Annotated in this window: 20 protein-coding genes; 6 read left to right on the top strand and 14 right to left on the bottom strand. The window is 41.5% G+C overall.

The window, feature by feature from the left end:
* Positions 1-49: 49 nt before the first annotated feature.
* Positions 50-2,323: a 5-methyltetrahydropteroyltriglutamate--homocysteine S-methyltransferase gene (metE, locus tag P3L44_RS02665; protein ID WP_272661951.1), complete on the bottom strand. Its 2,274-nt coding sequence runs from the start codon at positions 2,321-2,323 to the stop codon at positions 50-52.
* Between the two features lie 108 nt (positions 2,324-2,431).
* Here metE and metR point away from each other — a divergent pair, with 108 nt between their 5' ends.
* The gene (gene metR, locus P3L44_RS02660; RefSeq protein ID WP_004260859.1) at positions 2,432-3,388 is read left to right on the top strand and encodes an HTH-type transcriptional regulator MetR; all 957 of its coding nucleotides are present in this window, start codon (positions 2,432-2,434) and stop codon (positions 3,386-3,388) included.
* Here metR and P3L44_RS02655 read toward each other — a convergent pair.
* From P3L44_RS02655 to P3L44_RS02645, 3 genes are all read right to left on the bottom strand, one after another.
* The gene (locus P3L44_RS02655; RefSeq protein ID WP_140172646.1) at positions 3,273-4,172 is read right to left on the bottom strand and encodes a carboxylate/amino acid/amine transporter; all 900 of its coding nucleotides are present in this window, start codon (positions 4,170-4,172) and stop codon (positions 3,273-3,275) included. The genes metR and P3L44_RS02655 overlap by 116 nt on opposite strands.
* Before the next feature lie 57 nt (positions 4,173-4,229).
* Positions 4,230-5,879: a Na+/H+ antiporter gene (locus P3L44_RS02650; protein ID WP_004260862.1), complete on the bottom strand. Its 1,650-nt coding sequence runs from the start codon at positions 5,877-5,879 to the stop codon at positions 4,230-4,232.
* A 263-nt stretch (positions 5,880-6,142) separates the two neighbouring features.
* Entirely contained in the window at positions 6,143-7,489 is a 1,347-nt protein-coding gene (locus tag P3L44_RS02645; RefSeq protein ID WP_004260863.1) for an NCS2 family permease, read from the bottom strand.
* A gap of 612 nt (positions 7,490-8,101) precedes the next feature.
* On the opposite strand from P3L44_RS02645, the gene P3L44_RS02640 reads away from it, so the two are divergent.
* Positions 8,102-9,790, top strand: coding sequence for an ArnT family glycosyltransferase (locus P3L44_RS02640; protein ID WP_272661952.1), 1,689 nt, complete (start codon positions 8,102-8,104; stop codon positions 9,788-9,790).
* Positions 9,791-9,836: 46 nt separating this feature from the next.
* Here P3L44_RS02640 and P3L44_RS02635 read toward each other — a convergent pair whose 3' ends face one another.
* Both P3L44_RS02635 and P3L44_RS02630 read right to left on the bottom strand, forming a co-directional pair.
* Positions 9,837-11,120 (bottom strand): MFS transporter, encoded by a 1,284-nt coding sequence (locus tag P3L44_RS02635; protein WP_140172661.1) that lies wholly within the window; start codon positions 11,118-11,120, stop codon positions 9,837-9,839.
* A 94-nt stretch (positions 11,121-11,214) separates the two neighbouring features.
* Complete coding sequence (locus tag P3L44_RS02630) at positions 11,215-11,967, bottom strand: sulfite exporter TauE/SafE family protein (RefSeq protein WP_140172644.1); 753 nt, start codon at positions 11,965-11,967, stop codon at positions 11,215-11,217.
* A 211-nt stretch (positions 11,968-12,178) separates the two neighbouring features.
* On the opposite strand from P3L44_RS02630, the gene P3L44_RS02625 reads away from it, so the two are divergent.
* On the top strand, positions 12,179-12,736 hold the full coding sequence (locus P3L44_RS02625) for a helix-turn-helix domain-containing protein (protein ID WP_004260872.1): 558 nt from the start codon (positions 12,179-12,181) through the stop codon (positions 12,734-12,736).
* Here P3L44_RS02625 and P3L44_RS02620 read toward each other — a convergent pair.
* The 4 genes from P3L44_RS02620 to ivbL all read right to left on the bottom strand — a co-directional run bounded on the left by P3L44_RS02620 (position 12,733) and on the right by ivbL (position 15,766).
* Positions 12,733-13,395: a hypothetical protein gene (locus tag P3L44_RS02620; RefSeq protein WP_272661954.1), complete on the bottom strand. Its 663-nt coding sequence runs from the start codon at positions 13,393-13,395 to the stop codon at positions 12,733-12,735. The genes P3L44_RS02625 and P3L44_RS02620 overlap by 4 nt on opposite strands.
* Positions 13,396-13,588: 193 nt before the next feature.
* Positions 13,589-13,873, bottom strand: coding sequence for an acetolactate synthase small subunit (gene ilvN / locus P3L44_RS02615; protein WP_004914949.1), 285 nt, complete (start codon positions 13,871-13,873; stop codon positions 13,589-13,591).
* A gap of 2 nt (positions 13,874-13,875) precedes the next feature.
* Positions 13,876-15,573, bottom strand: coding sequence for an acetolactate synthase large subunit (gene ilvB, locus P3L44_RS02610; RefSeq protein ID WP_272661958.1), 1,698 nt, complete (start codon positions 15,571-15,573; stop codon positions 13,876-13,878).
* Between the two features lie 103 nt (positions 15,574-15,676).
* Positions 15,677-15,766 carry an ilvB operon leader peptide IvbL gene (gene ivbL / locus P3L44_RS02605; RefSeq protein WP_109912586.1) on the bottom strand — a complete coding sequence of 30 codons (90 nt, stop codon included), beginning with the start codon at positions 15,764-15,766 and terminating at the stop codon, positions 15,677-15,679.
* A gap of 333 nt (positions 15,767-16,099) precedes the next feature.
* Between ivbL and P3L44_RS02600 the strand changes: the two genes are divergently transcribed.
* Positions 16,100-17,272: an MFS transporter gene (locus tag P3L44_RS02600; protein ID WP_272661956.1), complete on the top strand. Its 1,173-nt coding sequence runs from the start codon at positions 16,100-16,102 to the stop codon at positions 17,270-17,272.
* A 242-nt stretch (positions 17,273-17,514) separates the two neighbouring features.
* Positions 17,515-17,922 carry a helix-turn-helix domain-containing protein gene (locus P3L44_RS02595; RefSeq protein ID WP_004260890.1) on the top strand — a complete coding sequence of 136 codons (408 nt, stop codon included), beginning with the start codon at positions 17,515-17,517 and terminating at the stop codon, positions 17,920-17,922.
* Positions 17,923-18,206: 284 nt separating this feature from the next.
* Here P3L44_RS02595 and P3L44_RS02590 read toward each other — a convergent pair whose 3' ends face one another.
* Complete coding sequence (locus P3L44_RS02590; protein ID WP_140172640.1) at positions 18,207-18,728, bottom strand: single-stranded DNA-binding protein; 522 nt, start codon at positions 18,726-18,728, stop codon at positions 18,207-18,209.
* A gap of 752 nt (positions 18,729-19,480) precedes the next feature.
* Here P3L44_RS02590 and uvrA point away from each other — a divergent pair.
* Positions 19,481-22,315: an excinuclease ABC subunit UvrA gene (gene uvrA, locus P3L44_RS02585; RefSeq protein WP_004260897.1), complete on the top strand. Its 2,835-nt coding sequence runs from the start codon at positions 19,481-19,483 to the stop codon at positions 22,313-22,315.
* A gap of 79 nt (positions 22,316-22,394) precedes the next feature.
* On the opposite strand, the gene P3L44_RS02580 is transcribed toward uvrA, so the two are convergent.
* From P3L44_RS02580 to dnaB, 3 genes are all read right to left on the bottom strand, one after another.
* Complete coding sequence (locus P3L44_RS02580) at positions 22,395-23,591, bottom strand: aromatic amino acid transaminase (RefSeq protein ID WP_272661959.1); 1,197 nt, start codon at positions 23,589-23,591, stop codon at positions 22,395-22,397.
* A gap of 102 nt (positions 23,592-23,693) precedes the next feature.
* Entirely contained in the window at positions 23,694-24,776 is a 1,083-nt protein-coding gene (gene alr, locus P3L44_RS02575) for an alanine racemase (RefSeq protein ID WP_140172637.1), read from the bottom strand.
* 291 nt (positions 24,777-25,067) lie between these two features.
* Positions 25,068-26,480, bottom strand: coding sequence for a replicative DNA helicase (dnaB, locus tag P3L44_RS02570; RefSeq protein WP_004260904.1), 1,413 nt, complete (start codon positions 26,478-26,480; stop codon positions 25,068-25,070).
* Positions 26,481-26,614 lie beyond the last annotated feature (134 nt).

Below are 26,614 nucleotides of genomic sequence, written 5' to 3'. Positions count from 1 at the left end.
AAAAAGGCAGGGAAAACCTGCCTTTTTGACACACTAACTAATCGCCATTTTACTGATCATTTCTGAGCTGTTTCGCTGCTTCAACCATGTTAGCTAATGCTTGGCGAGTTTCTGGCCAGCCACGAGTTTTCAAGCCGCAATCTGGGTTAACCCATAAGCGCTCAACCGGAACACGCTTCGCCGCCTTTCTTAATAGCGCAACAATCCATTCCACATTCGGTACATTTGGTGAGTGAATATCATAAACACCGGGTCCAATTTCATTTGGATAATCAAAATCTTCGAATGCATCTAACAAATCCATATCTGAACGTGATGTTTCAATCGTAATCACGTCGGCATCCAATGCCGCAATGGAATCCATGATGTCATTGAATTCGCAATAGCACATATGGGTGTGAATTTGCGTGTCGTCATCCGCAATCGCAGCACTGAGCTTGAAAGCATCAACCGCCCATTTGAGGTAAGCTGCCCACTCGTCTCGACGCAATGGTAACCCTTCACGCAGTGCAGGCTCATCGATTTGAATAATACCGATACCCGCTTTTTGTAAGTCGTCCACTTCATCACGTAACGCTAGCGCAATTTGTTTCGCTATCGTTTCACGGCTAACATCTTCACGTGGGAATGACCAACATAGAATAGTGACAGGGCCAGTTAACATCCCTTTGACAGGTTTCTCCGTTAAAGATTGAGCATATTTTGCCCACTCCACCGTAATGGCTTCTGGGCGACTAATATCACCAATAATCACTGGCGGTTTAACGCAACGTGAACCATAGCTTTGAACCCAACCATTTTGGGTAAATACATAGCCATCAAAGTGCTCACCAAAGTATTCCACCATGTCATTACGTTCAGCTTCACCATGCACAAGGACATCGATATCTAAAATTTCTTGTTCTTTAATGGCTTGCTTAATATGTTCACTAATATTGGTGCGATAGTAGGTTTTATCCACATTCCCTTTTTTGAAGTCTAAACGTAATGTTCTGATTTCACTTGTTTGAGGAAATGAGCCAATCGTGGTTGTTGGCCATAATGGTAAGTTAAAGCGTTGACGTTGGCGCGCTGCTCGCTGTGGATAGGGGCTATAACGTTCTGTATCCCCTTCGCTGATTGCCGCCAAACGCTGAGCCACTGATGCATTATTCACACGAGCTGATGTTCTACGCGCTCGAATAGGTGCGCTGTATGTATCTAATTCAGCAATATGGCTGTCTGTTGGCTGATTTAACGCTTTTGTTAACAGAGCAAGTTCTTCGCATTTTTGGATAGCGAAAGCAAACCAGCTTTTTACTTCGGCATCTAAACGCGTCTCATCATTTAAGTCAATTGGGCTGTGCAGTAATGAACATGACGTTCCTACCCATATATCACGCTGACCTAAGAGCGGCTTCACCTGTAAGAATTTTTCCCCTAAGTCAGCCTTCCATACGTTACGACCATTAATAATTCCTAGTGATAATACCCAGTCTGCTGGCAGTATTTGATGTAGTTTTTCAATATTATCAGCACCTGCAACCACATCAACATGTAGACCTTGCACAGGGAGTTGCTTAATCAAGTCTACATGGTGACTAATACCATCGAAATAGGTGGTTAGCAGTATTTTTATTTGGCCTGATAGCGCTTGGTAAGCCTGCTGATAAGCTTGCTGCCATTGATCTGGTAAATCTAACACTAATGCAGGCTCATCAATTTGCACCCACTCAAGACCTTTTTCTGCTAAGCGCGACAAGATCTCCTGATAAACAGGTAATAATTCATTCAATAATGATAAGCGGTCAAATGGTTCCCCTTTCACTTTACCTAACCAAAGGTAGGTTATAGGGCCAATGATAACCGGTTTCACATTATGGCCTAATACTAATGCCTCATCGACTTCGTCAAACAGTTGTGTCCAAGACAGAGAAAATTGTTGCCCTTTTTGAAATTCAGGCACGATATAGTGGTAGTTAGTATTGAACCACTTCGTCATCTCACCTGCTGGAGCGGGTTTGCCCGTTGGTGCGCGACCGCGGGCTACACGAAATAAGGTATCTAAATCAATCGAACCATCTTCATTTTGATGGCGTAGCGGCACATTGCCTAATAACAAACTGGTTGTCAGCACTTGGTCATACCAAGCGAAATCACCAACGGGTAATAACTCAACACCCGCCTCTTTTTGTTGCTGCCAATGACGTGCACGTAGTTGATAACCAGTTTCTAATAGAGCGGCTTGGTCAATCTTGCCTGCCCAATAATCTTCTTGTGCACGTTTTAGCTCTCTTTTTAGACCGACACGTGGAAAACCAAGTGTATGATTTATAACAGACATATTGACCCCTTAAAATATTTAGCCGTCTAGATGTTTACACATCCATAATCAACAGGTACTGTATAAAGCACAAGCGCAAATTTTTCATTGTCACCGTGAAGGTTTCTCATGATCGAACTAAAACATTTAAAAACATTGCAAGCGCTCAGCCAATACGGTTCATTAGCGGCAACAGCAACTCACTTGCACCAGACACAATCTGCTTTATCACATCAGTTTAGTGATTTAGAGCATCGGCTAGGTTTCCGGTTATTTGTTCGTAAAAGCCAGCCATTGCGCTTTACGCCACAAGGGGAAGTCTTATTACAATTGGCGCAACAGGTTCTGCCATTGGTGAAAGATGCTATTCGAGTATGTAATGAGCCTGGGGTTTGTGCATTACGCATCGCGATTGAATGCCATAGCTGCATTCAGTGGTTAACCCCTGCATTACAACAATTCAGACAAACTTGGCCACAAGTCAGCGTAGATTTTAAGTCAGGGGTGACGTTCGACCCTCAACCTGAATTACTGTCAAGGGAATTGGATATTGTGATGACCTCTGACATTTTGCCAGATCAAGGCATCCACTATACGCCAATGTTTGATTATGAAGTGAAATTGATTGTAGCGAATGACCACCCGTTAGCCAAAAGGCCGCATATTGAGCCCCATGATTTGGCAGATGAAACACTGCTTATCTACCCTGTACAACGGGATCGCTTCGATGTTTGGCGCCATTTTCTGCAACCTGCGGGCGTGTCTCCTAATGTGAAAAATGTCGATAACACATTAATTTTAATCCAAATGGTTGCAGCCAAAATGGGCATTGCCGCACTACCTCACTGGGCGGTTGATTCATTTGAAAAACAAGGGCTAGTAAAAACCAAAACCTTGGGTAGCGGTTTATGGAGCCGGCTGTATGCAGCTTGCCGTGAAGGAGAACAGCGCCAGCCAGCTATTGAAGCGTTTACTGAGACGACGACGGACCACGCCGTGGAGAATTTGTCTTATGTGAAGGCCGCGAAAGGATCCAACGCTTATGCACCCAAAGAGAAGCAACTATCAGGCTCGATCCTATGGTAAAACTCAGCCAATCCGGATGTTGTTGCCAGATAGCAAAATTCACTAATAACCCCGCTGGAACCATCATGTTATTCATAATAGCAAGGGTTCCGGCATCCACTTTGGTTGCGCCATAGTTCCACATAAAGTAGCCAATGCCTGAAGCTGCAATACCCAACCACAGTAAGACGCCCCACTGGAGAGTCGTTGTCGGCATCATCGATTTATTACCAAATAGCAGCCATCCAAGTAATGCAATTAGCGTTGCACCAAGGTAAAACCATGAGAAAGCCTGATGTTGAGGGATCGGATGCACCTCCATCAGACGTTTATACCCCACCTGCCCAATCGCAAAAAAGATATTTGCTAACTGCACAAAAAGTAAACCTAACCAAAAAGATTCACTCAAGTGGTCATAACGAATAATTGCAGCACCGATGACCGCTAATAGTGAGCTAAACAAATAGCCTTTACGCAGCTTTTGCCGTTCTAATAAGTCATAAATTAACGTGACATATAGCGGCGTTAATACCGTAAAAAGCAAAAATTCAGCAACAGTAAGGTATTGATAAGCATGGAAGACAAACAGGTACATGATACCTAGTTGGCAAGCGCCCACTAGCATATAGAGCGCAATCACTTTAGCGCTAAATTGGCGCCAACGTAGGAAAGGTAAAAAAACCAGCGAAGCCAGTGCAACCCGCACTAACACTGAAAACCAACTATCTACTTGACCCGCAAGGTATTCGCCGATAAGACTAAACGACGCTGCCCAAAGCAGCGTCGTGATAACAAGTAACCACATAATGCTGTATTTCGCCCCAAACTTAAGAATGTTGGCTAGAATACTCGCTTTTTGGTTTTAATGCTCTTTTTCGATCAAGACGGCTTCTAATAAATCCAAGTCAACCAGTAACGTTTGTAGCGTTTCATTACTGATTTTCTTGGTTGCGCGCAAGTGATAAAGCTCACCACGTTCTGCGCGTAATGCCGTTAAACGGAAACGCCGTTCAAGGTCTTCAACCAGCAAATTATGGTCAATTTCATCTTGTCCTGCGGTACGTCGCCTTAAATAACCCGTCACGCGGGAAGCGACTTCACTGATATCTTCTGAATCGAGTTTTTCATCAACGTCAGCAGATAAACGTTCCTGCATTTTATTTAAACTGACAATCGCCACTTCCGCCATCGCGGCTTTTGCCATGCGAATTTCATTGGCATCCGCTTCTTTATCTCCCACTTTAAAATTACGCAGCAGAAGCGGTAAAGCGACCACACCTGCAAAAATGGAAAATAAGATAACTCCCGCGGCAATAAACACGAGCTGGTAACGAGCAGGGAATGGCGAGCCATCCGTTAAAAATAACGGAATAGAGAGCACACCCGCTAAGGTAATCGCCCCGCGTACCCCTGCAAAAGAGGCTAGCCAAAGCTCACGTACGGTATAGTTCGCAAATTGCAGTGGTCTTTTCTTTAAGAATAAACGGCTAAACCTTTTCATCAGCCATAGCCAACAAAAACGCAATAACAGTAAAGCAAAATAGATAATTGCCACCGCGGCAAATAGCATCCACGTTTCTACGCTTGGGTCGAGATCTGCTTGGATAACAGACGTTTCCCAGATACCGGGCAATTGAAGCCCTAACATGATGAAAACCAACCCGTTAAAGACAAATTCAAGCATCGACCAAACGCTATCAGCACGTAGCCTCATCGCTAATGGAGCGTTACGGATAACCCCCGATTTTGTGATGGTCATACCCGCCGCAACGGCGGCTAAGATACCTGAAAAACCAATATGTTCCGCTATCATGTATGAAGCAAATGGTAGCAATAACATAAACACAATTTGGGTTGCTGGGTCATCACCACTCCAACGGCTCATTAAACGTAACGATTTGCTGTACAGCCAAGTCACGATAATACCTGCGAGTAGCCCGCCAACCGCAACTTTGAAAAATTCAATGGTAACGCCAGAAGCACTAAACACCATGGTTCCCATGGCAATTGCTACCGCAAATTTTAATGCAACCAGACCAGAGGCATCATTCATCAATGCCTCCCCTTCTAGCACACTCATCATCCGTTTAGGGATACGCCCTTTTCCAACAATTGAAGATAACGCAACGGCATCAGTTGGAGATAGCACAGCCGCTAGAGCAAACGCAGCAATCAATGGAATACCTGGCATCAACCAGTAAATTAAATAACCAATCCCAATCACTGTAACCAGCACGAGAACCAACACTAAAATAAAAATTTCTCGACCATTTTGAAAGAACTCGCGTGTTGGGGTTTTCCACCCATCAACAAACAACAAAGGTGGGATTAACAGAACCATAAAAAGTTCTGGGTCAAAGGTGACATGCAGGCCGAATTGAGGCCAAGCCAACAGCGCACCGATAGCAATTTGAATGAGAGGAAGAGGAATACGAATAGGAAGAATTTTAGCGGCTACCCCTGAAACAGAGACAGCTAAAATCAAAATAAGAATAGTAAAGAAAATTTCCATGTTGCCCTTACTGAATTAACCTAGCGACTAGAACCTAAAATTTTGCCTGCCGCCGCATAGTAAGAGATAGCACCGTCCAGACCATGATAATTAAGACTAAGCCAGTAACCAGTGGAAATCATGCACATCCACTCGATTAACCGCCTTCTCTCTATTTTATCCCTAGCCATCCATTTTCGGGGAAAAAATTGAGACTTTACGATTAATTAATACAATAAGTTAAAAAGGTGGCAACACTAGCCACCTTTTTGAAATAATCCACTTTAGATTGCCAGACCTGAAGCGTAAAATACCACTAAAAGTACAGCAATAATCACAGTACCAATATTCAATTTGCGCCATTCGCCTGCGCAAATGCGGCCGATAACCAAAGCAGCAAAGCCTAACATGATCCCCGTGACGATATTACAAGTCAGAACAATGAATACGGCACACAATAAGCCAGACATTGAATCCACAAAATCATCGAAATCAAGCTTAGAGACATTACTTAACATTAAAAGCCCAACATACATCAATGCTGGAGCTGTTGCATAGGCAGGCACCAAATAAGATAGCGGCGATAAAAAGAGAATAAGTAAGAACAGTACGCCGACAACCACGGCGGTTAAACCTGTGCGACCACCAGCGGCGGTACCTGCTGCAGATTCAATATATACCGCCGCAGGAGATGCACCAATCGCACCCGCAAAGATACTGCTCACGGAGTCTGCGGTTAACGCTTTACCACCATCAATAATTTGGCCGTCTTTATCCAATAAATTGGCTTGCCCCGCCACCGCACGAATAGTGCCTGTCGCATCAAAAACCGCCGTCATGACTAATGCAAGTAAGCTTGGCAATACCATTGGCTGTAATGCGCCCATGATATCCATATTGAAAACCAATGAAAGCCCGTCATCCCCCAATGAAGGCAACTTGAAGAAACCTTGATATTTCACTGCGGGATCAAAAATTAAACCAATAATTGAAATTGCAATAATAACGAGGAGTACACCACCCGGAACACGACGTTTTTCTAAACCAAAAATAACCGCTAAACCAATGAGTGACATCAAAACAGGGAAAGACGTAAATTCACCAAGAGCAACAGGCAGGCCTGCATTTGGGTTTTTGATCACTAAACCCACTCCATTAGCAGCGATTAACAGTAAAAATAAACCGATACCAATACCTGTACCATGTGCAATACCCATTGGCATATTGCGTAATATCCAACTACGAATACCTGTAACAGAAATGATGGTGAACAAACACCCCATTAAAAATACGGCACCTAATGCCACAGGAATACTAATTTGCTGCCCTAATACCAAACTAAATGCGGTAAATGCAGTCAGTGAAATAGCACAGCCAATCGCCATTGGTAGATTGGCCCATAACCCCATCAATAAAGAACCAAAACCAGCCACTAAGCAGGTTGCAATAAAGACCGCAGTTGGAGGGAACCCTGCTTGCCCTAACATGCCAGGTACAACGATGACAGAATAAACCATCGCTAAGAATGTGGTTAATCCTGCAATGATTTCACGGCGAACTGAAGAGCCGCGCGCTGTTATCTTGAAAAATGAATCCAATTTGCAACTGGATGAAGCCTGTTGGCCTGACATGGTATACCTCTGCTGTTAATGGAAAACGAAGATTCTCAAATACTGCTAACAACTAACCTATACGTTGACGTAAACGATTACGTTTTTAAGAAAAAATAAACTAACTGAGAAAAAAACCCAATAAAAACAGTTGCGCAATCGTTTGGCTTTTAAAATAGAATAAAACGTATCGTGAGGGGAGCAATTATCATTCTAAACAGGGGGAATGATCAAGCATTTTTAGCGTTTCTTACCCGTTTGTTCTTTTTTACTCCCAAATATACAGGCTTTTAAGCAATGAACATTATTTTCAAATAATGATTCTTTTTAGTTACATTTATTTTACGTAAAAATAGCTAAATACCTTTCATATAATGTCTGTTTAAAGAGGAAGGTTATTTCTTTGATACAATCCAAGAATATTTGCTTACAAAACCAATAGCTAAAAACTTATTTACTGGTGGTAATATGCGTCTGTTAAAAATGTGGCTAAAAATCCATTTCCTATTGTTTTTCATTAAAAAAAACATCATTCGCTGAGTAAATATATATTTAAGTATATAAACTCAATTATTATCAATCGCAGTTATAGTTTCAATTTAATCAAGTAAAAAACACATAAAACGTATTAAAATGTCAAATAAGAATGCACCATTAATCATATTACAGCGGAGTATTTTACTACTTTTCATTAGTTTTCTTGCTCTGTATTTATTACCGGGAATATATAGTCATAGCCCTTGGAAGCAAGATGAAAATTATAGTTTTGGTATTATTCAAACTATGTATGAAACTGGTAAATGGTTAGTTCCCACAAATGCGGGTGAACCATTTATGGAAAAACCCCCGCTTTATTATTGGGTTGCTGCGATTTCCTCTCATTTATTTTCAAGCTTTATGCCACTTTATGATGCAGCCCGTAGTGCAAGCTTAATTTTTTCGGTTATCAATTTTTCATTTTTTATCCTTTTGGCGCGTCGCTTTTTCCAAGCCACAGACTTCACTGATACTCGGATTTGGGTCGCTTTTGCACTGTATGCCTGTGCTCCCGGTATTATCAGGCATAGCCATGATATGTTTACCGACGTTGCACTAATGGCAGGAACAACTATTGGCTTGTATGGGTTATTGGGGCTGATACAACAACAAAAAATGCACATGTCTACACTTTGGTTGTCTATTGGAACCATCGTCACCATGTTGTCAAAAGGCGTTTTCATTCCTGGCGTTCTCTGGATTTGTCTATTTTTATCTCCCATTTTTCTTACTCAATGCCGAACTAAGCGGTTTTGGCTATACAGTTTAACGGCGGGGTTAATCGCGCTTATCGCCATTTTACCTTGGCCTATCCAACTGTATCTTCAGCATCCTGATTTATTTCTCGTGTGGTTTTGGGAAAACAATATCGGCCGTTTCTTTGGTTTTTCTGTTGAGAAATTAGGCGCAAAAGCTAACCTAACGCGGATCCCTGCAGCGGTTTCCTTATTTGCCTTTCCTTCCGGTTTACTAGCTGTCGCTTATTTTCTAAGGCACCCAATTAAGCGTTTATTTAATTCAAACGAATTTCTGTTAGCACTATTTCCTTTATTAGGCGTTGTTTTCCTACAGATATCAGCTTCTGGTCGCGCGCTATATTTACTGCCTTTTATTGCACCCATGGCCATTTTAGGAACCCAAACACTACTTAGTTTCCCTGAAAAAATTCTTAATGGTATCGCTCGCTTTGCGGCTGTTTTATGGTCTGTACTCATTCTGTTTTTATGGCTCTGCTATTTCATCACCTTGGCTGGTCATCAACAAGAATGGCTAGCGCCATTTAGCCGCTGGCTTCCCATGAGCTACCAAATGCCCTTTTCTTCCATTGCATTTATCAGTGGTCTGTTGATTACATTAGTGTGGTTTTTACGCAATAAAATTATTCCAAACTTTATTTCACCGGCCTTTCACATGATGAAAAATTGGTTATTAGGCCTATGTGCCGTTTGGGGGATAATTTTAACCTTATTTTTGGGGTGGATAGACTACGCAAAAGGTTTCGAAGGAGTTTTTGTCGATTTAAACCAGCATTTAGCAGGCCAGTTTACAAAAAACGATTGTATGGCTTCTGATAATATTGGCGAGTCTGAAGCACCGATGCTCTACTATTACACTGGCGTATTACACCAACGCCAAGACCGCTTTGAAAAACCTGAACAATGCCGCTGGTTAATTGTACTCTCGAAAACAATCCAACCTGCACCGCAAGGCATGGAATTATTCTGGCACAATCATCGGCCAGATGAATTCCGAGAAAACCTTGTTGTGTATAAAGTTATTGAGTAAGTATTTATGGTGCTCGCTAACTTAAGTAGAGCACCACAAATGCGCTTTATGGGCTGACTTGTTCAACCATTTGAGCGCTATATTTTTCTCGTGTGAACCATAAAAATACTGCCACAGATAGAACCAATAGCACCGGTAAGCCCACTGGTGAGATTGAAGTCGCCACTCCCGCCAGTAATGGTCCTGATAAATTACCAATTCCCCATAGCATGGCCGCCGCTGCATTAGCGATGATCAATTCATTCCCTTTGAAATATTGGCCGATTTGTACCAAAGCAATCGTATAAATTGCCCCTGCCGTCGCCCCTAAGATAAATAGCAGCACCCAAATTAGATAAGGTTGAGTAATAAGGAAGGGTAATAATAAGCTAGCTGCGAGTGTGATAATGCCGCAAATTCGGTACAGTTTTTCTCTATTCATATGGTCGGCAAGCCAACCAAAAGGTAACTGCATAATGGCATCGCCAGCAAGGATGGCGCTAATCATTAATGCAGCAACCGCCTCTGTATGCCCCATTCCCATGCCATAAATTGGGAACATCGATAAAATAGTTCCGTCAAAAAAAGCAAAAAATAAAATTCCACCACAAATACCCGGTGCAATTTTTACAAATTGAATAATTGAAAAATTAGATTTCGCGGCATTTTCAGCTAAACGGTCTCCGACTTTTTGATCCATTAAAATAAATAGCACTACAGAGATTAAATGGATCAACGTACAAATCAATAAAGGCGATTTATCTTCCACACCATAATAAGCAATGAATGAAGGCCCAAGTAGCTGACTTACTGTGAAGACAGTGGTATAGATTGCTAAAATCCGACCCCGTTTATTTTCAGGGGATAATTCATTAATCCACGTTTCTCCCAAACAAATCATCACGCCACTCGCTAGCCCCGTAACTAACCGTAATGGAAATAACAGCCAAAGTGGTAACGTGCTCAATAATGGCAATAAGCTAATGGCAGAAACGAGGGTTGCCAATAGCATTGCCTTTCGCTTACCTGACCAACGCACAATACGTTGAACTACAGGGGCAATTAAAAACATACCTAATGCAGGAGCCGCCGAAATAATGCCTATATACAACTCATTGAAACCATAATTATTTAGTCTAAGAGCCACCATTGGAATACTTAGCCCAATAACGATACCAATGACAGCAATACTCATGGTGATGGTAAAAATAGCAAAAGATGGGGAACGACGAAAATTTTGTAAACGCTGATTATCAGAGCTCATGTTGAAATTAACCCGTTTCTTTTTAGCAAAAAAACAGATTTTAACTCCATAAAATAGATTATTATGAAAAATAAAAAACCGCATCATTACTAGTAAAACTAATAATGTTCGTGGTGATTGTAACACGACTCATATATTCTGCTATTTATCTTTATAAAACTATTTTTAATATTCTAAATACTTAAAGAACGAAAAAATATCGATAAAACAGCACAATACCTGATAATAAAATTATGACATTAATAACTTTTAAAAAACTTTCACGTGAAATTTTTAATGTTATATGCCGACCAGCCCATGTACCAATTAACATGGCAGGGGAAAATGCTAAAGCAATCAATAAAATATCTAGGTTGAGATACACACCCATAACTAAAAATATCACTACTCGAGTCAGCGTGCTAAAGCCAATTAACGTCATTTGAGTGATACGAAAACGTTGTTTGTCTTCAATTCGGCTAGATAAATACATGGCATAGATAAAACCACCACTACCAAATAAAGCACTAAAAACACCACCCACTAAACTAAATGGGATAACCAACGCTTTTGAAAAAGGTGATTTTGATTTTTTAGAAAAGAAAGCATGTAATACATAACCAACAACAAATAACCCAAGTAATAATACGAGTATATCGGGACGCGTTTTTAATAAAATCGCAGCACCCACTAAACTCCCCACTATCATTAGTGGAATTATCCATTTAATTTCCTGATAATCTGCATTTTTACCATCTTTAAGTAAATTTAAAACTGCCGCGGTTAGATCTATTAGCGCAAGAATTGGAACAATCATGTTTAACGGCAAATACATGGCTAATATTGGTGTTGCAATCAGGGCTGAACCAAAGCCCGCCATGCCAAAAACCAAATAAGCAAAAAGCAGTGTTGAGAAACAAATCGCCATTTCTGGTGATAATAATTCAAACGGCATGACCTAAACTCCAGACGTTTTTTAACATCCTCACTATAGTTTCTTTCAAATACAGAAAATAGTTTTATTTTTGTAGGGTTTTAAATTTCAAATCTATATCAAAAAACAAAATAGCCGCTTTAAATACAATATACAATTAAGCGTGTATAATTTGCTTCTCTGAGTAATACAGAATTAGCACAATAAATTAAAATTCAGGTAAAGACACATTGTGGATAAAAAAATTAATATAAAAATCGGGCAAAAAATTCGCTTACTGAGGCAAGCAAGAGACCTTTCGCTAAACGAACTATCGCGTATATCAGGAATATCGAAAGCGGCTTTATCCAAGCTGGAGTCCGGTGACTCAAACCCACGTATTGATACATTAGAGTCGATTGCTATTGCCCTACGCTTTCCACTTAGCGACCTGTTTACTCGGCAACATGAGGCTTATCCCTATTTCCTCAAAGCTACTCCCAGCGAAAAAGAGTATTCACAACAGTTTAAATTTCGCATTAGCATGGGAAATATCTCTGAAATTTGGCAATTAACCATGAAGAGAGGCGCTATCATCAATAGCCCCGCCCATATGAGTGGAACCCATGAACACATTATGGTGAATTCTGGATCCCTCATGTTACGACTGCATAACGACCAAAATATCGTCTTAGAGGCGGGGGACTTTTATGCTTTCAGTGGTGATTTCCCACATAGTTATCTCTGTATGGAAGGAGAACTTCAAGCAACTGTTGTTATGACCTACTCCCATCTTAGTGATAGCGTTTAAATTACGGCATGTTGTGCATCATAACTAATGCGCAGTGTCCCCTTTTTAAATTTCATCGACTTAATTGAAAAATGCTGAATATTATCTAGCGAAGAAACATGTGTTCCACCACAAGGCATTTCTTCAGTTTGGTCGATATAACTGATCCGTAAATCATCCTTTTGCTTTATTGCAACGGAGCGTCCACTACGAATGCTTTGGTTAACAATATCTTCAATATATTGGCTATCGAGTTCATCAAAAGGAGTAACATCCCCTTCCATCATGCTAAATTCCACTCGAGATTCATCAGGAAAATGATGGCCTTTTTGTGCAAGCCAGCCAAAACGACGCAATTCCCAATTCAACAAATGACCGGCGGTATGAAGAGCAGCGTAGCGCTGACGTTTTTCTTTGTCCACCCTTGCAACCACATTATTTTCTTGGCTAAAAGTAACACCTTCAGGTATGTATCCTACAATTAGCCCACCCGATTGTTTCTTAATACGAACAGGTATATCATTCACCCATGCTGTATCCATGGGTTGTCCGCCGCCTTGTGGGTGAAAAATGTTATCTTTTAAAGCTATCCAATGCCCCTCATCATCATGCCCTTGTGCCAGTATGGAGGTTTTAATTTCATACTGATAAGTGTCCGACAAATAGATATTGTTTTGCATAATTTTATACCTGTTTATTATTCATATTGCCAAATACAAACCTGCAATACATTCAGAGAATCATTATTCAGTAGCTGATTTTATACCATATTTGTTCGTTTTAGGAAACCCTAATTATCTCTATGATTAAACATAAAAGAAAATAGCCCATACTGTTGGTATGGGCTACTAGGTCATAAAATTTACCTCAGAATTACTGCAAATAATTTTGCATTGTTTCGAAAAGACGCAAATCATCACTAAAGCGTACTTCCCGAACATCTTCTAATTTTTCAACTTGGTTAATCATTTGCGGCAAACGCTCATCTTTTTGTACTAATAGCCATATACGGCTTTCATCTTTATCTTTAATCGGCATACATAGAATGCCATCAACATTAAATGCTCTGCGTGCAAATAAACCACAAATATGTGACATTACACCTGGGTGATTACGAACAATTAGCTCTAAAGCAATCGGATGATGTTCAAATACCATAATTACGCTCCAATCATATCAATGTTAGCTGCACCTGGTGGAACCATTGGATATACCTTCTGATTCACATCAATCAAGGCATGGATCAAACATGGACCTTTGGTATTCATTATCGCCTCTAATGCCATTTCTGGATCTGCTTCATTATTTAAATCGCAAGTTTGCAAACCAAACCCTGCCGCAATCTTGATAAAATCGGTTTGATACGGATAAGCTGCAGCAAATATGCGGTTTTCAAAAAATAAATCTTGTTGTTGATGTACCATCCCTAACGCTTGGTTATTCATTAAAATAATTTTGATATTCAATTGGTGTTCCGCTGCGGTGGCCAATTCCTGAATATTCATCATCAAACTACCATCACCGGAAAAACACACAATGGTTTTTTCGGGCTTTGCCAGCGCAGCACCAATGGCGGCAGGCAGACCAAAACCCATGGTACCTAACCCACCTGATGTCAGCCATTGACGTGGGCGAGACAGAGGATAAGCTTGGGCTGCCCACATTTGGTGCTGACCAACATCCGTTGTCACAATCGCATCTTCGCCTGCTGCACGTGCCGTAGACAAAACTAAACCATAATGGTTTAACGGGTTATCAGCCTCGCTAAAATTCAATGGATATTTCTCTTTTAATTGATTAACTTGCGCCATCCATTCTGTGCGCTCATTACGTTCAACTAAAGGCAATAACAATTCCAATATTTGACCCGCATCAGCATGAATGGCGATATCTGGGCGCTTAATTTTGCTAATTTCTGCTTTATCGATATCTACATGGATAATTTTTGCGTTAGGGCAAAATTTCTCAGCTTTCCCTATCGCTCTATCATCAAAACGCGCGCCAATCACAATTAACAAATCCGATTCTTCCATAATCATGTTAGTACTTGCGGCAGCATGCATACCTAACATCCCTAAATATAAGGGGTTTCGCATCGGGATAGTACCAAGTGCCATTAGTGTCATGGTTGTCGGTAACGTTGCTTTTTCCGCAAATGCAATCGCCGTTTCTGTGGAATCGGAGCTAATTACCCCACCACCAAAATACAGTACTGGACGTTTCGCGTTATTAATCATTTCAGCCGCTTGTAGCACTTTTTCCATGTCAAATGCGGGGGCTTTATCTTTCGGTAATACTTCTGGTATTTCAGTTAGTTCAATTGTGGCAGTTTGCACATCTTTTGGAATATCAATCCAAACAGGTCCAGGGCGACCTGACTCTGCAATACGAAAAGCATCACAAATCACTTGTGGCAATTCATTGATATTACGAACCAAATAGTTATGTTTCGTTACTGGAATCGAAATACCATAGGTATCAACTTCTTGGAAAGCATCTGTACCAATCATTGATGAAGAAACTTGAGCAGTAATACAAACCAGCGGGATAGAGTCCAGCTTTGCATCTGCGATAGCGGTCACTAAGTTTGTCGCACCAGGGCCACTTGAAGAGATACAAACCGCGGCTTTTCCCGTGGTACGAGCAATTCCCTGAGCTATAAAACCTGCGCCTTGCTCATGACGTGCCAGTATGTGGCGGATTCTCTGGCTTTGACCTAATGCGTCATAAAAAGGTAAAGCCGCTCCACCTGGAATGCCTGAAACGATAGTAATACCGTGTTTTTCCAGTAAATGTACGATTAATTCCGCACCCGTAAAGCGGGTTTTATGTGATGTTGTGGTGCCCGATTCGCTCATCATAATTATCCTTTGCTAGCCTGCGGATCCGAGCGAGAGGTGATAAAAAACCCCGCTCGGTTTGCGCCGGCGGGGTTTCTAAATCTGCGTTGATTTGTACCCGTTACGGCGCTAAGCCCACGACCACCACCACACGCACGACCACCGCGGCACGTGGCGCGGTTAGTAGTAGGTTTAAGTGATTAGTCGTCATGTTCACGGGTTCTTCCTGTTTAGTCTGTCTAATTTATTGATTATTGTTTTTCAGTTTCTTTTATTAAAAGAACATAAATTTCCCAGCATGACAATCATTTTTTCTTGTTTTATCCCAAAGGAATAGTAATTGCGACACTCATCACATCTCGCACCAGCAGCGATACTATCCATTAAAATAAAAAAATATAGCATTAATCACTACTTAAAATACCATCGCAGACCTTGACTTAAAGTCAACTTTAAGTTGTATCCTTTGTTCCATTCAGAGGGATTATTCCCTCAATGTAAGAAATATAACCAATTGATTTTTAATTAATATACAGAGGGATATATGCCAAAATCCGTTTGGTGGTTAACTATCACACTTGCATTATTTATCACAGGAAATGCGATTGTCCTTTCTGTAGCAGTAGTTATTGGCGAAAAATTGGCTACCAACCCAACTTATGCAACTATTCCACTGGTAAGTCAGTACGTTGGCTTAATCTTAGCAACTATTCCGATCGCATTTTTAATGCAAAAATATTCGAGAAGGGTGGGCTTTATTATTGGTAACATCGGTGGGTTAATCGGTGCAGGCTTCTCTATTCTTGGTGTGATAGAAAGTTATTTAGTGTATTTTTCCATCGGGTTGTTTTTCACTGGGATTGCTATTGGTACTGCACAACAATTCCGTTTTGCCGCAATTGAAGAAGCCCCCATTTCTTTACGAGCAAAAGCCATTGGCCTAGTTATGAGTGGAGGCATTGCCGCAGCCTTAATCAGCCCAACATTAGCTATTAGCACCCAACGATTTTTTACAGAATACCCGTTTGCAGGGCCGTTCATCACGTTAGCCGCCATTTATGTAATCGCATTTATTCTATTATTAATTGTGCCATTAAAGAAAATAGTGAAAACGCCATCGGATGAAGTGTTAGTCAAACGCGACTACAGTGCATTGTATTCACAACCTATTTTAAAATTAATCGCCATTGTTAGCGCGGTTGGATATGCCATTGTGGTTTTCACCTTTGCCTCGATACCGTTATCTATGAAACAACATGATTTCGCCTTTTCCTCTATTGCAATTGTATTTCAATTCCATGTATTAGGTATGTTTGCACCGTCATTTTTCACTGGAACATTAATTCATCATTTAGGGACAAAACGCATTATTTTCTGCGGTATCATATTGTTAATTTTATCAGCGACTATGAACCTGCTAGGTAACCATTTTTACAATTATTTGTTGGCGGGTATTTTTGTCGGTGTCGCCTGGAATTTAATTTTAATCAGCACTACTAACCTATTACCACATACCTATGAAGCTCATGAACGCGCTAAAGTGCAGGGAATGACCGATTTTCTTATCTATTTCTTCGGTGGAATAGGTAGCTTAGGAGCAGGGGTTCTTTTCTTCACATTCGGTTGGCAGACGATGAATACCCTATCTGTCGTCATCTCAGCCATAATTTTAATTAGTTTCTGGAAGCTAAAGAAATATATCCCCAGCAACCAATGAAGAGCTTTACCATAGTACCGTGTTTTTATATTCAAAGGGCGTAATAGTTTCATCTGTTGCTAATCGATATCATTATGAATATATCTCCTTAAGATAAACTCTACTGGCTATAAACTAATTAAAAATCGGTGTTTTGTCTATTTTACAAATTAACAAACTGTATTCGGTTTTGTTTACCATTTATTTATTGGCTATTGACTTAATGACGGATAAGATTAAAAAGTAACTAATAGGAAGATATTATGTATAAAGAAATCCCTGTTCCCTGTAATGGGAAATACACAGAATTTCAATCTACAGTTGTTAATGAAATATTAGTTTGGATTGAAATGAACTTAACCAGTCGTTTATTACTCGATGATATCGCACTCAGATCAGGATATACAAAATGGCATTTACAAAGAGTATTTAGAAAAGTCGTAGGTATGCCTTTAGGTGAATATATTCGCCGAAGGAGAATTTGTGAAGCTGCTAAAGACCTATGTTCCACCGAGCTTCAAGTTATTGATATTGCATTAAAATACCAATTCGACTCCCAACAATCTTTTGCAAAGCGATTTAGAGCTTATTTAGGTACGTCACCGTCAATCTATCGCCTATCGGGTGAAAGTCAAAATGACCCATTACTACTGGAACCTAAAGTAGCTTGATACGCTAATATGAAAATAAAATTTATATTTCCTTTTTTAATAACACTACCAATACAAAGCCCCATGTAAGTTAACCACTGGGGCTTTATTATTTCCCATTTAGTTAAGAAAACCTTAATTTAAAATTAATAAAACCTTAAGGTTTCAGTTTTATATTTACTTTACTATCTTAATAAAAAAATAATAATTTTTTGGATATATAATTTTATACATTTATCTTTATTAAAAAATAAAGGCTTCACAAGGAAGCCTTTATTTTTTGTGCATTCTAATCAGCAAATAAATTAGAACGGAATATCGTCATCGAAATCCATTGGTGGTTCATTAGTCTGTGGAGCAGGCGCTGATGAGCGTGCGGCTGGAGCTCCGCCACCACTAAATTGCTGTGCTGCTTGCGGCTGTTGAGGTTGGCCCCAACCGCCTTGGCTGCCTTGACCTTGTGATGCTGCATCACCGCCACGGCCACCTAGCATTTGCATTGAGCCGCCGATATTCACAACCACTTCTGTCGTGTAACGGTCTTGACCACTTTGGTCTTGCCATTTACGTGTTTGCAGAGAACCTTCTATATAGACTTGTGAACCTTTTTTCAGGTATTCACCTGCCACTTCCGCTAATTTGCCGAAAATAACCACGCGGTGCCATTCGGTTTTTTCACGCATCTCACCGGTTTGCTTGTCACGCCAACTTTCAGAAGTTGCCAGAGTCAGGTTTGCCACAGCTCCGCCGTTAGGCATATAACGGATTTCTGGATCTTGTCCTAGGTTACCGATAAGAATTACTTTATTTACGCCTCTGCTGGCCATTTATTACTCCTGATGCATTGAATTTTAATCTCTGGATTAGCCGTGAAGTTTACCACGACAGAGCTGATTTGCACCAATATTTGAAATTAAGCTTGTTAATTTGCGAAACGCTTTCCAGCTTTTAGTGAAATTCCATAGTGCTTTTGTCAGTATAGACACAAAATAATACACACCGCATCTATCTTTTCGATAAATTCAGATCGCTGTTTTTCTGTTTTTCTGTTTTTCTGTTTTTCTGTTTTTCTGTTTTTCTGTTTTTCTACTTTTCTGTTTCACCATTAAAATCTTACTCTAAATAGTTCAAGCTGTGGCTAGGCGGCAAGCGAAGGTATCGCGGGGAGCATACAAAAGTATGTGACCTGCGTAGCTGAGAGCAGCCAACACCGCCACTGTTTGAAATATGACGAGCAGAACCTATTCTAAATAGTTCAAGCTGTGGCTAGGCGGCAAGCGAAGGTATCGCGGGGAGCATACAAAAGTATGTGACCTGCGTAGCTGAGAGCAGCCAACACCGCCACTGTTTGAAATATGACGAGCAGAACCTATTCTAAATAGTTCAAGCTGTGGCTAGGCGGCAAGCGAAGGTATCGCGGGGAGCATACAAAAGTATGTGACCTGCGTAGCTGAGAGCAGCCAACAACGCCACGGTTTGAAATATGACGAATAGGAAATACTGTATATCCATTCAGCCATAAATATGTGATAATAGTCTCTTGCGATTGTTCAATATCAAATCATCCGGGAAGTGGTAAATGGATAATATCGAAGTCCGCGGCGCACGCACGCATAATCTGAAAAACATCAATCTCATCATCCCTCGCGACAAACTCATTGTTATTACTGGGTTATCTGGTTCAGGGAAATCATCTTTAGCTTTTGATACCCTGTATGCAGAGGGTCAGCGCCGTTATGTTGAATCTTTATCTGCTTATGCTCGCCAGTTTCTTTCTTTAATGGAGAAACCGGATGTCGATCATATTGAAGGGTTATCCCCTGCAATTTCGATTGAACAAAAATCCACTTCACATAACCCACGTTCGACGGTCGGAACCATCACAGAAATTCATGACTATCTGCGGCTATTATTTGCACGTGTTGGTGAACCTCGCTGCCCTGATCACGACATACCGCTTGCGGCTCAAACTGTTAGCCAGATGGTCGATAATGTTCTGGCTCAACCCACCGATCGCCGAATGATGCTACTTGCTCCTGTCGTTAAAGAACGTAAAGGGGAGCACGTTAAGTTACTCGATAACTTAGCCAGCCAAGGCTATATCCGTGCCCGAATTGATGGGGAAGTTTGCGATCTATCCGATCCACCAAAGCTCGAATTACAGAAAAAACATACGATTGAAGTCATTGTCGATCGTTTTAAAATTCGTGATGACATCGCTCAGCGTTTAGCCGAATCCTTTGAAACTGCACTAGAACTCTCTGGCGGTACCGCAATTGTCGCGGATATGGATGATGCGAATGCAGAAGAACTGGTTTTTTCTGCCAATTTTGCCTGCTCTGTTTGCGGCTACAGTATGGTGGAACTTGAACCTCGCCTATTTTCTTTTAACAACCCTGCTGGGGCCTGTCCAAGCTGTGACGGCTTAGGTGTTCAGCAGTTTTTTGATCCCGAAAGAGTCATTCAAAATACTGAAATCTCACTCGCAGGTGGTGCAATTCGGGGTTGGGATCGCCGTAATTTTTACTATTTCCAAATGCTGATGTCATTAGCTGAGCATTATAAATTTGATGTGGAAGCGCCTTATGACACTCTGAGTCCTGCCATTCAAAAAATTATTTTATATGGTTCAGGCAAAGAAACGATTGAGTTTAAATACCGTAATGACCGTGGCGACATCACTGTGCGCCGGCACCCTTTTGAAGGCGTGCTCAATAATATGGAACGCCGTTATAAAGAAACAGAATCAACGGCTGTCCGTGAAGAATTAGCGAAATATATCAGCAACCGTCCATGTGTCTCTTGCCATGGGACGCGCTTACGTAAAGAGGCGCGCTTTGTATTTGTTGAAAATACAACATTGCCCGAAATCGCAGATTACAGCATTGGCCACGCAATGGAATTTTTCCAAAATCTAAAACTCACAGGCCAGCGCGCTCAAATCGCAGAAAAAGTTTTAAAAGAAATTGGCGATCGCCTGAAATTTCTCGTCAATGTTGGGCTTAATTATCTGACACTTTCACGCTCTGCTGACACCTTGTCTGGTGGCGAAGCACAACGCATTCGTTTAGCAAGCCAAATTGGAGCAGGTTTAGTCGGTGTGATGTATGTCCTTGATGAACCTTCAATTGGCTTACACCAACGTGATAATGACCGCTTACTTGAAACCTTGATCCACCTGCGTGATCTAGGAAATACCGTGATCGTCGTTGAACATGACGAAGACGCGATCCGCGCCGCAGATCATGTGATTGATATCGGCCCGGGTGCTGGGGTGCATGGTGGGCAAATTGTTGCCCAAGGAACACTGGAAGATATTGTCGCAAACCCTGATTCACTCACTGGTAAATTTTTAAGTGGTGAGCGCAGAATTGATATCCCGCAGAAACGCGTTCCAATTAATAAAGATAAAATGCTGACGGTGTTTGGGGCAAAGGGTAATAACCTGAAAAATGTGACGTTAAAAGTCCCTGTTGGGTTATTTACCTGCATCACTGGCGTGTCTGGTTCAGGTAAATCAACACTGATAAACGATACGCTATTCCCTATTGCTCAACGCCAATTAAATGGGGCGACAACCATCACCCCTGCCCCTTATTTAGATGTAGAAGGTTTAGAGCACTTTGACAAAGTCATTGATATTGACCAGAGCCCAATAGGCCGTACACCACGTTCGAACCCTGCCACCTATACTGGTGTGTTTACACCTGTGCGTGAACTATTTGCTGGTGTGCCTGAGTCTCGGACTCGTGGTTATAACCCAGGGCGTTTTAGCTTTAACGTTAAAGGCGGTCGTTGTGAAGCTTGCCAAGGTGATGGGGTTATTAAGGTTGAAATGCACTTCTTGCCTGATGTGTATGTCCCTTGTGACCAATGTAAAGGCAAACGCTATAACCGCGAAACGCTAGAAATTAAATATAAAGGTAAAAATATCCATGAAGTGCTGGATATGACCATCGAAGAGTCTCGTGAATTTTTTGATGCCGTACCTGCCCTTGCCCGCAAGTTACAAACGCTGATGGACGTTGGTTTATCCTATATCCGCCTCGGTCAATCAGCGACGACGCTCTCTGGTGGTGAAGCACAGCGTGTGAAATTAGCTAAAGAGTTATCTAAACGCGGTACAGGGCAAACTATCTATATTTTGGATGAACCAACAACTGGCCTGCACTTTGCTGATATTCAACAGCTCTTAGTCGTTTTACATCAGCTTCGTGACCAAGGAAACACCATTGTGGTGATTGAGCACAACCTTGATGTCATTAAGACAGCGGACTGGATTGTCGATTTAGGCCCTGAAGGGGGTAGTGGCGGCGGTGAAATCTTAATTGCAGGCACACCAGAAGAAGTGGCTGAGTGTGAAAAATCTCACACCGCACGGTTCTTAAAAACGATTTTAGAACGCGGCTATTAAGTAGAAAGGCCATTAAAAATAAGTAAGAAGATTATCAGGGAGCATTTTGTTCCCTGATAATTATTACGATAGCTAAGAATTATTGGCTAACGGCAGCAAATGCTTCAACAATGCGTTTAACATTATGGCGATTGACACCTGCCATACAAACACGGCCAGTTCCAACCAAGTAAACCGCAAATTCGTCTTTCAGGCGAGCCACTTGCTCTTTAGAAAAACCAGTGTAGCTGAACATGCCGCGCTGCTTTAATAAGTGATCGAAATTTTGATTTGGTAATGCTTTTTTTAGCTCATCGACCAATACCGTACGCATGTCTAAAATACGTAAGCGCATCTCTTCCACTTCCGCTAACCATTTGGCTTTTTCAGCGCTGTTGGTTAATACCGTAGCAACAATTTTTGCACCATTAGATGGCGGGCTAGAATATAAACGGCGAACACCCGCTTTTAACTGGCCTAACACACGGTCACGTTCATCTTGGTTTTCACAGATCACAGAAAGCCCACCTGCACGTTCACCGTAGATACCAAAGATTTTAGAAAATGAGTTACTGACAAACACGGGTAAGCCAGCTTTAACCATCGCTCGGATAGCATAAGCATCTTCATTAATGCCTTCTGCAAAACCTTGATAAGCAATATCTAAAAATGGGATCAATTTGCGTTCTAATGCTACCTTAGTGACTTCATCCCATTGTGCAGGAGTCAGGTCGGAGCCTGTTGGGTTATGACAGCACGGGTGCATTAGGATGATGCTATTAGCAGGCAATTGTTTGAATGTCGCTAGCATCTCATCAAATTTAACACCTTTGGTTTTTTCATCAAAGTACGGGTAGTAATGCACTTTTGTTCCCGCACCTGAAAAAATAGAGGCATGGTTTTCCCAAGTTGGGTCACTGCACCACACTTCGGAATCGGGATAATATTGATGTAAAAAATCAGCACCAATTTTTAACGCACCAGAACCACCAATCGTTTGGACGGTAGCGATACGTTCCTGTGCAATTAGCGGGCAATCCTCACCAAATACTAATTTTTGTAATTCAGTACGGTAATCTTTCAAACCTTCCATAGGCAAATACAGTGATGCGCTTGCTGGCAGTTTACTTAACGCCGCTTTTGCCGTACCGACTGTCGCCAGTTCAGGGGTTTTCCCGTCACCATCATAGTAAAGACCGATACTCAAATTAATTTTATTTTCACGAGAGTCTTTATTAAATTCATCCATTAACGACAGAATTGGGTCGCCCGGATAAGCATCAACATGTTCGAACACAGGACATCTCCTAATCATTATTTTACGCTAAATAAACCAAGCGATGATTTGCCATATTTAGCGCCATTTTTACGTTGTTATCTGAAAATAACCCTTTGCTGGCTATTCGTCTACATATTCCATTGCAACTCTAGAGGTTAACTTCGTCAGTAACTCATAGTTGATAATGCCTGTTTGTGTGGCAATTTCTTCAACCGGTAGTTGATTTCCCCACAAAATAACGTCATCCCCCACTTTATCATCGGCATTTAGTCCCAAATCCACCACTGTCATATCCATGGAAATTCGCCCAACAATAGGCACTTTTCGCCCATTAATTAACACCGGCGTGCCTGAAGGTACGTTACGTGGATAACCATCACCATAGCCGATTGCAACAACACCAAGCAGTGTGTCTTTGCCACTACACCATGTTTCACCATAACCTACACATTGTCCTGCCGCATGTTCCCTAACCGCAATTAATGTTGATTTTAGTGTCATCACAGGAAGCAAACCGAAGTCTTCTGCACTTTTCCCTTCTTGTGGCGAAGCGCCATACATCATGATCCCTGGACGAACCCAGTCATAGTGAGCTTCTGGCCAAAGTAAAATTCCTGCGGAGGCGGCAATGGATTTCTCACCCTCTTTACCGTCAATAAACTGTTTAAAGCAGGCAATTTGTTTTTCAGTTGTCGGTAAATGGGGGGCATCCGCTTGGCAAAAATGACTAACAATATTGATAGGGAGCTGAACTTGCTGGCAGCGTTGTAAACGTTGATAAAAGCCTTCGGCATCTTTAGGAAGTATGCCAAGGCGGTGCATACCTGTATCCAGTTTCATCCAAACTTTAAGAGGATAGGGTAATTTGGTAGCTTCTAGCATTTCAAGCTGTTCTATACAGTGGATCACGGTGTCAATCTGGTGTTCTGCCATTAACAACAAGTCAGATTGTTCAAAAAAACCTTCAAGTAAAACAATCGGTTTTATCACACCGTGCTGCCGTAATAGTAGCGCCTCATTGAGTCTTGCCACACCAAAGCCATCCACCAGCTCTTCTACTGCCTGACCAACCCCTACTAACCCATGACCATAAGCGTTTGCTTTGACAACTGCAATCATCTGGCTATTTGGTGCAATTTCTTTCACCCGTTGCAAGTTGTGTCGCAGAGCGCGGCGGTTTATCAATGCGGTTGCCGCTTTCATTGTTTCCTCGTTCTTTTTCTCTAAACCCGCTAAAAATTAAGCTGCCCTTTGGCAGCCCAATATATTCTCTATTTGTTATACGCTAAAAAATATCAATTTCCATTCGATCTTGTTTCTGTATAAAGAAAAAATTATTCAAACTAGTTTAACTTTAATACTCTAAATAGTTTGCATTGTCGCTAGGCGGCGATTGAGCTAATCCAAGAAGCATACATAAGTATATGACTCGCGTAGCCGAGTGCAGCCAACACCGTGACAGCGCAAAATATGACGAGTATTTATGATGAGGATTTAGTCCTCATCATTATAAGCTGGCCCTGCATAATTATCGAAACGCGACCACTGCCCATTAAACGTCAACCGCACCGTACCAATCGGCCCATTACGTTGTTTACCGAGAATGATTTCCGCAACCCCTTTGAGCTCACTATTATCGTGATAAACCTCATCACGGTAGATAAACATGATTAAGTCCGCATCCTGCTCGATAGACCCTGATTCACGTAAATCCGAGTTAACAGGGCGCTTATCGGCACGTTGCTCAAGACTACGGTTTAACTGCGACAGAGCCACCACAGGTACATTTAATTCTTTCGCTAGCGCCTTAAGTGAACGTGAAATTTCGGCAATTTCTAACGTACGGTTGTCAGAAAGAGCAGGAACTCGCATCAATTGGAGGTAGTCAATCATGATCAAACTTAAACCACCATGTTCACGATAAATACGCCTCGCACGTGAACGTACCTCTGTGGGAGTCAAACCTGACGAATCATCGATGTACATGTTGCGTTTTTCCATCAAAATGCCCATCGTACTTGAAATTCGCGCCCAATCCTCATCATCAAGTTGCCCAGTACGAATGCGAGTTTGGTCGACACGAGATAGTGACGCCAACATACGCATCATAATTTGGTTGCCGGGCATCTCTAAGCTGAAGATAAGTACCGGTTTTTCTTCTGTCATCGCCGCATTTTCGCACAAGTTCATCGCAAAGGTGGTTTTCCCCATTGACGGACGTGCAGCAACAATAATTAAATCAGAGCCTTGTAAACCTGCGGTTTTTTTATCGAGGTCTTGGTAACCTGTTGAAACCCCAGTAACGCCGTCGTGCGGTTGTTGGTAAAGTTGCTCAATTTTTTCAACAGTTTCAGACAAAATGGCTTCAATACCTTTTGGCCCTTCGTCTTTATTCGCTCTTGACTCGGCGATTTGGAATACTTTGGTTTCGGCTAAATCGAGGAGATCTTCACTGCTACGCCCTTGTGGGTCATAACCTGCATCCGCAATTTCATTGGCGACAGATATCATATCGCGAACAATCGCACGTTCGCGGACGATGTCAGCATAAGCATTAATATTCGCTGCACTTGGCGTATTTTTAGATAGCTCAGCCAAATAAGCAAAGCCACCCACGCTATCCAATTCACCCTGTTGTTCTAGTGATTCCGATAACGTTATAAGGTCAATGGGTTTGCCTTGCTCAAGCAAAAATTGCATTTGTGAGAAAATGGTGCGATGGGGTCGGCTAAAGAAATCAGCGTGAGTCACACGTTCAGAAACGGTATCCCAGCGCTCGTTATCTAACATTAACCCCCCTAAAACAGACTGCTCCGCTTCGAGAGAATGTGGTGGAAGTTTTAACCCTTCCATTTGGTGGTCTCGTGGGGCATCCGTTTTGAAATTTGATGAGGGTTTTTTAGCCATACATTAATATCCAAGTCTATAATTAACGATCTGCGCTTAGTATACGCCAATCTTATTTTTTTGTGGTTTTCTTTGCGTCTTTACGCAAAGTAATCACAGGATAAATACATCACTGAAAGCACAAACCTGTAATT

The organism is Providencia sp. PROV175, assembly GCF_032707045.1.
GTDB classification, from domain to species: domain Bacteria; phylum Pseudomonadota; class Gammaproteobacteria; order Enterobacterales; family Enterobacteriaceae; genus Providencia; species Providencia hangzhouensis.
The sequence above is the reverse complement of the archived record's forward strand: the minus strand, read 5'-3'. Positions and strand labels throughout refer to the sequence as shown.

Excerpts from the sequence above, each read along its gene's own strand:
- metE (WP_272661951.1), bottom strand. The coding sequence starts at position 2,323 with ATGTCTGTTATAAATCATACACTTGGTTTTCCACGTGTCGGTCTAAAA.
- metR (WP_004260859.1), top strand. The coding sequence starts at position 2,432 with ATGATCGAACTAAAACATTTAAAAACATTGCAAGCGCTCAGCCAATAC.
- P3L44_RS02655 (WP_140172646.1), bottom strand. The coding sequence starts at position 4,172 with ATGTGGTTACTTGTTATCACGACGCTGCTTTGGGCAGCGTCGTTTAGT.
- P3L44_RS02650 (WP_004260862.1), bottom strand. The coding sequence starts at position 5,879 with ATGGAAATTTTCTTTACTATTCTTATTTTGATTTTAGCTGTCTCTGTT.
- P3L44_RS02645 (WP_004260863.1), bottom strand. The coding sequence starts at position 7,489 with ATGTCAGGCCAACAGGCTTCATCCAGTTGCAAATTGGATTCATTTTTC.
- P3L44_RS02640 (WP_272661952.1), top strand. The coding sequence starts at position 8,102 with ATGTCAAATAAGAATGCACCATTAATCATATTACAGCGGAGTATTTTA.
- P3L44_RS02635 (WP_140172661.1), bottom strand. The coding sequence starts at position 11,120 with ATGATGCGGTTTTTTATTTTTCATAATAATCTATTTTATGGAGTTAAA.
- P3L44_RS02630 (WP_140172644.1), bottom strand. The coding sequence starts at position 11,967 with ATGCCGTTTGAATTATTATCACCAGAAATGGCGATTTGTTTCTCAACA.
- P3L44_RS02620 (WP_272661954.1), bottom strand. The coding sequence starts at position 13,395 with ATGCAAAACAATATCTATTTGTCGGACACTTATCAGTATGAAATTAAA.
- ilvN (WP_004914949.1), bottom strand. The coding sequence starts at position 13,873 with ATGGTATTTGAACATCATCCGATTGCTTTAGAGCTAATTGTTCGTAAT.
- ilvB (WP_272661958.1), bottom strand. The coding sequence starts at position 15,573 with ATGAGCGAATCGGGCACCACAACATCACATAAAACCCGCTTTACGGGT.
- ivbL (WP_109912586.1), bottom strand. The coding sequence starts at position 15,766 with ATGACGACTAATCACTTAAACCTACTACTAACCGCGCCACGTGCCGCG.
- P3L44_RS02600 (WP_272661956.1), top strand. The coding sequence starts at position 16,100 with ATGCCAAAATCCGTTTGGTGGTTAACTATCACACTTGCATTATTTATC.
- P3L44_RS02595 (WP_004260890.1), top strand. The coding sequence starts at position 17,515 with ATGTATAAAGAAATCCCTGTTCCCTGTAATGGGAAATACACAGAATTT.
- P3L44_RS02590 (WP_140172640.1), bottom strand. The coding sequence starts at position 18,728 with ATGGCCAGCAGAGGCGTAAATAAAGTAATTCTTATCGGTAACCTAGGA.
- uvrA (WP_004260897.1), top strand. The coding sequence starts at position 19,481 with ATGGATAATATCGAAGTCCGCGGCGCACGCACGCATAATCTGAAAAAC.
- alr (WP_140172637.1), bottom strand. The coding sequence starts at position 24,776 with ATGAAAGCGGCAACCGCATTGATAAACCGCCGCGCTCTGCGACACAAC.
- dnaB (WP_004260904.1), bottom strand. The coding sequence starts at position 26,480 with ATGGCTAAAAAACCCTCATCAAATTTCAAAACGGATGCCCCACGAGAC.